The following is a 1031-nucleotide window of genomic DNA, read 5'->3' as shown; positions in this document are numbered from 1 at the left end:
CGCGAGCGGGCGCTGTACGGCTCCTGGTACGAGTTCTTCCCCCGCTCCGAGGGCACCCCGCAGCAGCCCCACGGCACCTTCCGCACCGCCGAACGCCGACTCCCGGCCATCGCCGCGATGGGCTTCGACGTCGTCTACCTCCCGCCCGTCCACCCCATCGGCACCACCTTCCGCAAGGGCCCGGACAACACCCTCTCGGCCGGCCCGGACGACCCCGGAGTGCCCTGGGCGATCGGCTCCACCGAGGGCGGCCACGACGCGGTCCACCCCGACCTGGGCACCATCGAGGACTTCGACCACTTCGTGGCGACGGCGGGAGAACTCGGCCTGGAGATCGCCCTCGACTTCGCCCTCCAGTGCTCCCCCGACCACCCCTGGGTGCACAAACACCCCGAGTGGTTCCACCACCGCCCGGACGGCACGATCGCGTACGCGGAGAACCCGCCGAAGAAGTACCAGGACATCTACCCCATCGCCTTCGACGCCGACATGGACGGCCTCGTCACCGAGACCCTGCGCGTGCTGCGGCACTGGATGAGCCACGGGGTGCGGATCTTCCGCGTCGACAACCCGCACACCAAACCGGTCGTGTTCTGGCAGCGGGTCATCGCCGACATCAACCGCACCGACCCCGACGTGATCTTCCTGGCCGAGGCGTTCACCCGCCCCGCGATGATGCACACCCTGGCCCAGATCGGCTTCCAGCAGTCGTACACCTACTTCACCTGGCGCAACAGCAAACAGGAACTCACCGAGTACCTCACCGAACTCTCCGGCGAGGCGGCCGCCTACATGCGGCCGAACTTCTTCGCCAACACCCCCGACATCCTGCACGAGTTCCTCCAGCAGGGCGGCCGCCCCGCCTTCGAGCTGCGCGCGGTGCTGGCCGCGACGCTCTCCCCCACCTGGGGCATCTACAGCGGCTACGAACTGTGCGAGAACACCCCCCTGCGCAAGGGCAGCGAGGAGTACCTCCACTCCGAGAAGTACCAGCTGCGCCCCCGCGACTGGGCCGCCGCCGAACGCGAGGG

At 69.2% G+C, this 1031-nt stretch carries 1 pseudogene; it reads left to right on the top strand.

From position 1 onward, the window contains the following. Positions 1 to 1031 (top strand): annotated as a pseudogene (locus tag KUM44_RS36055) (alpha-1,4-glucan--maltose-1-phosphate maltosyltransferase); the annotation flags it as partial.

The sequence above is a fragment of the Streptomyces sp. AC550_RSS872 genome (genome assembly GCF_019049285.1).
Classification (GTDB): Bacteria; Actinomycetota; Actinomycetes; order Streptomycetales; family Streptomycetaceae; genus Streptomyces.
Note: the sequence above shows the minus strand (reverse complement) of the source record. Positions and strands in the feature narration are given on the sequence as shown.